Source organism: Geobacillus sp. G4 (assembly GCF_040327975.1).
Classification (GTDB): Bacteria; Bacillota; Bacilli; order Bacillales; family Anoxybacillaceae; genus Geobacillus; species Geobacillus thermoleovorans.
In genome coordinates this window covers 1-1,118 of the sequence record NZ_JBEPJY010000052.1, presented here as the reverse complement: position 1 = coordinate 1,118, position 1,118 = coordinate 1, and the positions used below count along the sequence as shown (strand labels likewise).

The 1,118-nt window shown below is 49.7% G+C and carries 1 protein-coding gene; it reads right to left on the bottom strand.

Annotated elements, in window-relative coordinates; translation table 11 throughout:
* On the bottom strand, positions 1–1,118 hold a 1,118-nt coding region (locus ABS784_RS16825; protein WP_352513352.1), incomplete at both ends, for an IS701 family transposase.

Sequence of the window (1,118 nt, the reverse complement as noted above, 5' to 3'; positions counted from 1 at the left end):
AGCTGTTTTTTCACGGCGTCAATAGGAATATTTTGTTTTGCTGCGCTGTAAATGAACTCCACGAGGCTATGTCCTTTTCGCTTGCGCAGGAGATCGAGCCCATCCGAAAAATCACAGTTGGACTCGAACATACTGTACACGTAAGTCAGCTGCACCAAGATCCAATACCGTTTCACCGCCCGTCGCTCGCGAACGCGGCACCCATCAAGCTTCAGCTGATCTTTCGCTTGACGAAAGAAACATTCGATTGACCAACGCTCAGCATAGTAGCGCAAGATCTCTTCATCGCTTAGCTCTCGATCCGTGCTCAAGACACAATGAAGATGTTCCGATGTCATCGGTTGGTCGGCTTTCCAAACAAGCAGCACCACCGCATCATCGAGACCGTTGAGCGTTCCTTCGTAACGATAGACGCGATAACGCTCTTCTCCCACCGTGACGAGGTGAGTGTCGTCTGGTTCGATAGAGCGAGCCAACTGCTTCGCTTGAACGGCGATGCCGTTCGGATAGAGAATGCGGTTCGTTTTGAGCATCGCGATGACGTGAAATCCTTTTTTCAGACAAGCTTTCACGAGCGATTGCGATGGATACCACGAATCCATCAGCACATAAACGGGACGGCGTACATCCAACGAAGAAAGCATCTCGATCGCAAGTTCCCCTTTACTTTTCCCAACCGCCTTGTCGTAGAGGCGGAAGGCAAAGGGAAACGCCTGGGTTGCAGGATGAACCATAAGCCAAACGAGCGAATGTCCCCAGATCGACTTTTTCTCTGTATGAGAATCATGCCAATCACACCCTTGAATGGTGTGTGTTGCCCGTGACGAAGGCTTCGTTTTTTGGCAAATCGTATCGTCGATCGAAACAAAAATGGGTTGATTCTCTCGTTTCGCGCTGCGTTCGACGCGACGAAGGATCCACTGCTGGAGTTTGCGAAGCAATGTTTCTTCATCCCACGGACTTTTCGTGAAAAAATGGCTCAATGTCGTGCGATGATTCGGGTGAAAACTCCCATGATGAAGATCGGTCAGTGTTCCCGAAAAGCCCTTTGTGATCATCGCATCGACGATATGAACGAGATGCTTCATGACTGGTTTCGAGAAATAAAGCGCCAACCC